Below are 9075 nucleotides of genomic sequence, written 5' to 3'. Positions count from 1 at the left end.
AGGACGTCGTCGTGGTCGGCCCTGGCCACCTCAATAGACATGGCCCACTCACGCACGTCAGAGACAGTCCCTGGACCAGGAGCAGCAGGCAGGTCAACCACCGGCCCGTCCCCCGACCCCGGCTCGTGGTACCACGAGTACGGCTCACCCGTCGCCGGGTCCACGAAGCGCTCCGGGGCCAGGGCCTCCTGCGGCACCAGCCCGCTGTTGGCCGCCTCCGCACAGGCGTAGGCCTCCAGCAGGTCGGTACCACCGGCAGCAGGGTTGTCCAGCGCCTCCACCGTCTCCGGGGCCAGGGCGTCCACCACCACCGGCCCACCCAACGCGGCCCCCTCCCGCACCACCAGGGGCGCGGCCGCCTCCACCGCCTCCGCGCTCACCCCGGCAGCACCGTCGCGGCCACCCACCACCGTGGTAAACACCGCCCGCCCCAGGTACTGCACCCCCCAGAACTCCTCCATCTCCTCCTCACCCGCACCACCAGCCTCCAGGTCCGCCCCACGCACCGACCCCACCGCACCCAGGAACTCCTGGACCGCACCCACCCGGTAGTACACCCCCTCCAGACCCTCCGCGCTACCACCACGCGCCGCCACACTGGCCAGACCAGACGCCACCGTCACCACCGCGTCACGGTCCTCCACCACCCGGTACACCACAGACGCCACCACACCCTGCTGCTCACCCACACCACCGTCCAGCCCCAGCACCTCACCAGCACCCCGCCCCAGGGCCACACCCACCACCTCCGGCGCACAGTTAGCCACCACCACAGCCACCTGCCGCCTGACCTCCCCCGAGAACCGACCCACAGGCACCTCACCAAACAGCCCCAGCACCCGACCAGACACCCACAAGGCACGAGCCCGCACCACCGGGTCCGCGTCACCACGCAACGACGACACCACAGCCCCCACCCCAGCCAGAGCCTCCAGACCCTCAGACCCCCACCCCCGCGACCCCAGAACCTCCCACCGCTCCACAGCAGCACCCGACGCAACCCACACACCACCGCCCGCACCAGCCTCCCCGTCAGCACCAGCCGAAGCACCCCCCGTCGCAGCCGACGCAGCCGACGTGGCCTCCTCAGCCCCAGCCGAAGCACCCGCCCCCGCCTCCTGGGCAGGCCCCTCCGGAGCCAGGTAGTCCAGCGCCGCCACCGGGTCACCCACCAGCCCCTCCAGCACACCAGACAAAGGATCATGCACCCGCACCCACCACCACCCACCCGCACCCACACCACCAGCCAGCACCACCACCAGCACCACCACAACCAGCCCACCACCACGCACCACACCACCAGCACGCACGAGACGACCCCGCACACCACCACGACGACGCACCACGAGAACAGCCCTCCTCACAGCCCTGGCCCTAGTCCTTGTTGATCGTGACACCAGAGTCACCACCCGCACCGTCCTCGGCCAACACCCGAGCAGCCGCCCTGTCGGCACCGTTGCCCACCCTGCCTCTCACGGTCCCCAGGACGTCGTCGTGGTCGGCCCTGGCCACCTCAATAGACATGGCCCACTCACGCACGTCAGAGACAGTCCCTGGACCAGGAGCAGCAGGCAGGTCAACCACCGGCCCGTCCCCCGACCCCGGCTCGTGGTACCACGAGTACGGCTCACCCGTCGCCGGGTCCACGAAGCGCTCCGGGGCCAGGGCCTCCTGCGGCACCAGCCCGCTGTTGGCCGCCTCCGCACAGGCGTAGGCCTCCAGCAGGTCGGTACCACCGGCAGCAGGGTTGTCCAGCGCCTCCACCGTCTCCGGGGCCAGGGCGTCCACCACCACCGGCCTGGCCAGGGTGGTCCCCAAGCTCCACACCAGGGGTGCGGCAGGCCCCGAGGTCACCGCACCCACCCCCGCACCAGCCACCGTGGTAAACACCGACACCGCCGTACCCGCCGCCTCCCGCGCCCCAGCCGCCTCAGAGGCAGCCCGGGCCTCCAGGTCGCTGGCACGCACCGAGCCCACCGCCTCCAGGAAGGCCTGCGCCGCAGCAGCAGCCTCGTACTTGTTGTACAGCCCCTCCGGGGAGGAGACCTCAGCACCCAGGGCCTGGTTGGCCATGGCCGCCGCCATGGTCGCGGCCGCGTCCTCGTTGTCAACCACCCGGTACATGAGGGACGCCACGAGATTCCGACCCTCCATAGATCCCTTGTCCTCAGGATCATCAAGCCCCAGCCCCTTGGGGTCCTTCCCGTTGGCGACCTGGACGGCCTCCTGGGCGCTGTTGGCCACCAGCACGGAGAGGTTCTCCTTCATCGTCTCGGTGTAGTCCTCCAGGGACACCTCGTTGACCGCCATCTCCATGGACCGCGCCGTGACCCACGTCGCCGAGGCAGCAGTACCGGCCTCGGTGTCACCCCGCAGCGAGGAGACCCCCGCCTGCGCCGCGGTCAGACCATCCAGGCCAACCTGCGGGTCCCACTCACGCGAGCCCAGCAGCTCCCACCGCTCCTGCGCCTCCTGCCCAGGCACCCACCCCCCACGACCGTCAGGCTCCCCGTCAGGCACCAGGTACCCCAGCGCCGCCCGCGGGTTGGACCCCATCGCTGACAGCACCCCGTACAACGGGTCCAGCGAGCCCCCCGTGTACAGCCCCTCATACCCCTTGTGCCGACTCACCTCAGCAGGCACCGCCCCGTCGTAGTCGTCACCCTCCAGCCGACCCGCCAGGTCCACCAGGAAGTCCGCCCCGTAGACCGCCCCCTCAGCCGCCAGCAGCGCGTTGAGCCCCGACATACGCCCCTGGTGACCCTCCTGGTGCACCCCGGAGTATACGGCCGCAGCCATGTCAACCACCTCCCCCTGCTCACGGACCTCCACACCCGGCTGGGTCGAGGCAGCCAGCACGTGCCCCAGCACCCCCACGCCCTGGGCGGCCGCCTCACGGTCCACCACGGCGTTGGCCATGTTCTGCGTCCCGCCACCAGCCCCCTCGTAGACGGTGTGGTAGGACTCCACACGGCCAGGCAGCCCCAGGAACCCCTCCACCCCGAAGGTGTTCACGAAGGACACCCCGTAGGTGGGCACGTCCTGGTGCTTGGCCATCTCCGCCAGGACCTGCTCCACGCTGCGCCCGTCCTCAGCCACCCCCTCACGACTGGACAGCGCCTGGTTCAAGGCGGTGGCGTCACCGCGCCCACCCACCACCGACAACGAGTTGTAGGCCACCACGTTAGCCACCGTGTCCTCCACCCCCTCAGGCAGGTAGTAGCACACCCACCCCCCAGGACCAGCCATCGTGACCCCCTGGGAGTTCATGTCCACAGCCTCCTGCCGACGAGTACGCAGCTCCTCAGCCACACCCTGCAGGTGGACCACCGCCGCACCCCACCCAGCACCCGCACCCACAGGAACAGGCCCACCGGCACCCGCGCCACCAACAACCGCGCCGACCCACGCCCCGCCCCCACCAGGCAGCGTCTTCCACTCCACCGACCCCACCACAGGCTCACCCACCCGGTTCACGTTACGCGCCGCCACCTGCAACCGCTCCGTGTCAGCCATCGCCGCCCACGACTCCAGCCCCACCACATAGGACAGCAGCCGCTCAGGATCCAGACTCACAAAAACCACGACCGCACCCCCGACCTAGCCCGACAGCTACCCACCACAGCTACTCGTCCCACTTCTTCTACTCGTCCCACTTCGTGTCAGCCTCGTCGCTACCCTCAGGCACCTGGTCCTCCTCCTGGTTGATCGCGGACTGCACGTCAGTCTGGACCTCCTCCACCCTGTCACGCACAGCCTGGACACCAGTGTCAATAGACCCAGCAAACTCAACAGCCCTGGGCGAGTCCCACGCCCCGGCCAGACCACCAGCCACGTCACTGACACCAGCAGGCGCCGTCACCGCCGTCGCAGCCACCGAAGCGGTAAGACCGACATCGCCACCAACACCCGACGCCGCCAGCACCACCCGGACCTTCAGCCGCTCCATCGCCAACTTCCTCCTGTTCTCCACCATCTCAGGACTCTCAGAGCCCTCAGACTCCCCGGAGCCCTCGCCGCCCTGGGCAGCCTCGTCCTCCTCAGCCAAGACCACCAGCCCCCCTCCACTCCGACCCTACTAGGGTAGACCAGGGTGGCCGACCACAGGACGCCTCCCCGGAGGACGGCCACAACCTCAGGCTAAGTAACGCTCGGACAGTCACGTGGATTACGCTACCATCACAGGCGGTCACCCCGGAAGAACACCCGCAGGAAACACGGGCGGCACCCGGCCCGCGCCACCACTCACGGCTGCGAGCCGTCACGCGGCACCCCCTCCAGGTCCTCCGGACCCGTGCACGGCACCTGCACCCAGGACCACCCCGTCGCGGTGAACAGGACACCCCGCCCCCTGGGGACAGGCCCCCCGGTAGACGCGGGCAGCCTGGCGTCGATGGCAGAGGCGTCCGTGGCCGAGCGCGGCGCCAGGAGCAGAGCAGTACGGTTCTTCTTGGCCCGTGCCACCACCCCCCGGTACATGGAGGGGATCTCGTCAACACCACAGGCCAGCACCACACCACCAGGAGTGTCACGAGCAGCGACCAGCCGGGCATCCAGCGCCATGTTCAACGGGTGCTCACTGCCCATGTACTCCGCGTCATCCACCACCACCAGCGTGCGACCGGGACGCTCACCAACCAGCCCGACCAGCTCCTCAGGCCTGGACTCCAGGCCAAGGACACCCACTACTCCCGGGTACCCCTCCAGGTCAGCCAGCGGCGAGCGCCGGGGCAGCACCAGCACCACGCCCAGCCCACCCTCCAGGGCGGTACACGCGGCAAACAGCAGGGCGGTGGACCGCCCCGAGCGACGCGGCCCCGTCACCAGGACGCTGTTGCCAGCGTCCTCCAGGTCGATCGGCACCAGGCCCAGGGAGTCTCCTCCCACAGCCAGGGCAATCTCCCCGGGGCGCAGGCTCGGCCCCAGCCGACGCGCCTCGACAGCACTGATCGTCACCGGCAGGTCGTCCACCCCACCGGGGCGGCTCTCACGCGGTACCTCGCCCCAGTGCTCCACCGCCCACCTGGCGGCGGCGTGCACGGCAGCAGCCTGGGCCGCCCCCGAGCCGTCCGCCTCCAGCAGGGCCACCTGGACCTCCCGGGGCGCCTGCTCCCCGGCGCGGAACCCTCGCCCCGGCGGCATGACCCGGGGAACGTCACGAGCCCTCATCCCCACCGCCTCAAAGTCCTCCGGCCCGGGCATGCGCAGCAGGAGACGGTCCTCCAGGGCCATCCCGAACCGGCCTCGCAGCACCCGCCGGTCACCGGTGACCACCACCCGCAGCCCCACAGCAGCACCCTCACGCATCAGCGCCTCCACCTGGTCCAGGAACGCTCCCCCGTCGGTGGTCTCGTAGACGGCGGTGAAGGAGTCCCACCGGTCGATGAGCAGCACCAGGTAGGGCAGGCGCTCACCCTCGGGCGCCACCACCCGTTGCTCCGCCAGGGAGGCCAGCCCCCGGCTCGCCAGGTACTGCTGACGACGCGCCACCTCACCGGACAGCAGCGCCAGCAGGCGCCGGATACGGTCGGACTCCCCCCGGGTCACCACCGCCCCGCAGTGGGGCAGGGACAGGCACGGCAGCAGTGCCCCCGCACCGGCGTCGATACCGTAGAGGTGCACCTCGGCCGCCGACGCACTGCGCGCGATCCCCACGGCCACCAGGCGCAGCAGCGCCGAGCGCCCAGACCTGGGGGCACCCGCCACACCCAGGTGGCCCCCACGCGTGTAGTCCCAGGTCATGGGCCGCTGGTCCTGCTCCCCGGGCACGTCCTCCCGCCCCAGCACCACCGGCGGCAGGAACCCCTCCCCGCGCGGGTCCGGGGCCGCCTCCTGGGCACTGTCCTGGCCTGCCCGCCCCTGCGGGGGCTGCGCCTCCTGGGCGCCTCGCCCCGCCCGCCTTCGGGCGCCCCGGGCCTGCTGATCGCAGGGTCCAGCCGCCTCCTCCAGGGTCAGCACCTCCGGCAGGGGTGGCAGCCAGGGGCTGTGGGGCGCGGGCCTGCCCAGGGACTCATAGGCCTCTCCCACCGCGGTCACCAGGGTGGCCAGGTCGGTGGGCACGCTGGCGTCCTCCTCCACCACCGGTGCCACCTCGGGGTGGGACAGCTCGGCCAGCGTCAGGGGCAGGGCGCGCAGGCCCGCACGCGGCCCCGCCCCGGCCGGGCGGCCCCCCACCCGGGAGGACTGGAACGCCCGCAGGCTGGCGTGCCCCAGGCGCGCCCAGGCCCGCCCCGGGATGCTGGGCGGGACACGGGCGGCGACAGAGGTCTCCACCACGTCCTGGGAGTCGTTCTCGTCAGTGACCCGCAGCGCGATACGCAGGTTCGTGTTCGACTTGATCTCAGCGGAGACCACCCCGGCAGGCCGCTGGGTGGCCAGCACCAGGTGCACCCCCAGGGATCGCCCCCGCCGGGCGACGTCCACCAGCCCCTCCACAAACTCCGGCAGCTCGGCCACCAGGGCCGCGAACTCGTCGATGATGATCATCAGGCGCGGCATGGGCTCGTCGCCCGGCCCCGCAGCGGCCACGTAGTCCTCGATGTCCTTGGCGCCGGCCCCCGCCAGCTGGTGCTCTCGCCGCCGCAGCTCGGCCCCCAGGGACTCCAGCGCCCGCGAGGTGAGGTGCCCGTCCAGGTCGGTGACCATGCCCACGGTGTGCGGCAGGCGGGCGCAGTCCTTGAACGCCGCCCCACCCTTGTAGTCCACCAGCACAAAGGTCATCGCCTCAGGCGTGTTACCCACGCACAGGGAGGCGATGAGGGTCTGCAGCAGCTCGGACTTGCCCGAGCCGGTGGTCCCGGCCACCAGGGCGTGAGGGCCGTGGGCGCTCACGTCCACGCTGAACAGTCCCTCAGCGTCCTCACCGATGACGGCCCGGGTGGTGCGCCCCACCTGGCGCCATCTCTCCAGCACCGCCTGGGCGTCAGGCTCCGGCAGGTCCAGCACGTCCAGCAGACGCGAGGAGGAGGGCACTGCACCCTCGGCTCCCTGGGCGGAGACGTCGTTGACCGGGGCCAGGCAGCGGGCCAGCCGCTCGCACCAGCCGGACGGGACCAGGTCGGCCAGGACCTGCTCCACCTGGTCGCGGCCCGTGAGGGACACGGAGGCGCCCGTCACGCCCGCCTCCACCACTGCCCGGCACTCCTCGGGCAGCCAGGTGCGGTCGGTGTCCACGCACACCACGTGCACACCTACCGACGGGCCAGCGCGCAGCACGTGGACCATGCCGGGACGCTGGCGCAGCGCGTGCGCCCCGTCCAGCACCACCAGCACCTGCTCTGTCGGCACGACCCCTGTCCCGGCAGCCTCCCCCTGCTCACGGCGCGCGTCCACCAGGTCAACCAGCTCGCCCACCCGCCGGGCCACCGACTCCTCGTCCACGCCCACCCGTACCCGCGCGCCCACGCCCTCGGCACCGCGCAGGTGGGGCAGCCACCGTGCCCACTCCCACCGGGACCGGGCCACCTCCCCCTCCTCCAGGTCCATGAGGAGCACCATCTCCAGCTCGGCAGGAGAGTGCAGGGCCGCCGCCTGGGCGGTCAGCCAAGCAGCCAGCCGGTGGCGGTGCGCCCCGCACACCCCCACCACGCCCGTGCGGGCCACCGGCACCGTCACCGGCACGTCCGGGGCCGTCCACCGCAGCTCCTCCTCGTGCCGGGCACGGTCGGGGTCCTGGAGCACCACGTCACTGGGCAGGTCTGCCGTGCCCACGCGCAGCTCCAGCCAGTCCGGGTCGGTGGGCCGCCTCTCCCACAGGGTGGAGCGCGGCCCCGTGGCACGCAGCAGGACCTCAGCGGGGTCGGGGGAGTCGCAGCGGCGCAGGCGGCGCTCCTCGCTCAGCGCCCTGAAGGCGGCCTCCTCCACCTCGCCGCGCTGCTGCTCGTAGCGGCGCAGGTTCTCCCGGTAGGTCCGCCTGGAGCTCGACCTGCCCTGGATGCGGTTGGCGATCATCATCACCGGGGAGAGCACCATGAACAGCAGCGAGTAAACCCGCCCCGTGACCAGGTACATGCCCGCCCCCATGACCATGGGCGAGACCATCATCGCGAAAGGGAAAGACTGCCTGCGCGGCCGCTGAGGCGGACGCGGCAGGGCGAACTCCATCCTGCGCCCGGGCCGGGCCAGCCGAGGCGGCCGGTTGAAGTCAAGCGTGGTGGCCTCCGGCGTCGGGCTGGTCACCGCGTCCGCCTCCGGAATCGCTCCCACGGTCAGCAGGGTCCGCCCCACCCGCAGCACCGCCCCCTCCCTCCAGGAGACCTCCCGGGTGACCGGGCGGCGGTCCAGCTCGACAAGGTGGCGCGGGGCGTCGGGATCCACCTCCTCACGCCCCCAGAGCACGGGGTCCCCCTCCTTCTGCCTCCTGCGCCTGCGGCCCCGGCGCCTGATACTGCCGCCGTCCTTACCCTGGTTCACCTCATCGCGGGACTCCAGCACCAGAGGGCCGGGCAGGCGACGCTGCCGCAGGGCAGGCACCGGGGCCATGCGCTCGGCCACCTCCGGGTCCACTGCCAGCACCACCTCACCACCGGCCCGCACCGACACGGTGGCCACCCTCGCCCCCGGCTCCAGTCCCTCGACCGGCCCCGGGCAGTCCTCCCCCTCCGGGCTCCCCGGCCCCGGGAGCTCCAGGGCGATGTCGCAGCCGTCCCCGCCCAGGGTGTAGGTGCCCAGCCCCAGCCGGTGGACGGCACCGGCCCCGTACCCCGACACCACCCGCAGCTCGACCACGCCCGCAGGCTCACCCAGCTCGGCGTCCTCCTGCACCGCATCCCCCAGCCCCAGGACCATCCCGTCGTGGACCGGCCCGCCAGCCAGCAGGTCGCCGGGGTCCAGGCGGGCCGTACCCGCCCACAGCCCCACGGCGGAACCCTCCTGACTGCGGGCCTGCCCGGCTGAGACCACCAACCGCAGCGCCGCCCCGCTAGCAGCCGCTACGGCGTCATCGGGCACGCTTGTGTCCAGCGCCGCAGCCAGGTCCGCCACGGTGGAGTCGCCCTGGGCGGTCACCACCAGGTCCCGGATCACCGGCTCACGCGCCTGCGGGCGCACCACACTGACAAGCAGCTGCACGTCCTG

General features: G+C 72.0%; 4 protein-coding genes. All 4 read right to left on the bottom strand.

All coding sequences use genetic code 11. The annotated features are described in order from the left end of the window. Positions 1–1364 (bottom strand): DUF6571 family protein (locus D4740_RS12840; protein WP_182911331.1); only part of this gene is annotated, 1364 nt, incomplete at its 3' end. A 10-nt stretch (positions 1365–1374) separates the two neighbouring features. Beyond that, positions 1375–3585, bottom strand: coding sequence for a DUF6571 family protein (locus D4740_RS03810; protein WP_119835573.1), 2211 nt, complete (start codon positions 3583–3585; stop codon positions 1375–1377). Between the two features lie 58 nt (positions 3586–3643). Next, the gene (locus D4740_RS03805; protein ID WP_119835572.1) at positions 3644–4054 is read right to left on the bottom strand and encodes a hypothetical protein; all 411 of its coding nucleotides are present in this window, start codon (positions 4052–4054) and stop codon (positions 3644–3646) included. A gap of 191 nt (positions 4055–4245) precedes the next feature. After that, on the bottom strand, positions 4246–9069 hold the full coding sequence (locus tag D4740_RS03800) for an FtsK/SpoIIIE domain-containing protein (RefSeq protein WP_119835571.1): 4824 nt from the start codon (positions 9067–9069) through the stop codon (positions 4246–4248). Positions 9070–9075: the final 6 nt, after the last annotated feature.

It is taken from the genome of Actinomyces sp. 2119 (assembly GCF_003591215.1).
In the GTDB taxonomy this organism is placed as follows: Bacteria; Actinomycetota; Actinomycetes; order Actinomycetales; family Actinomycetaceae; genus Actinomyces; species Actinomyces lilanjuaniae.
This window is presented reverse-complemented; position numbering and strand designations above follow the sequence as displayed.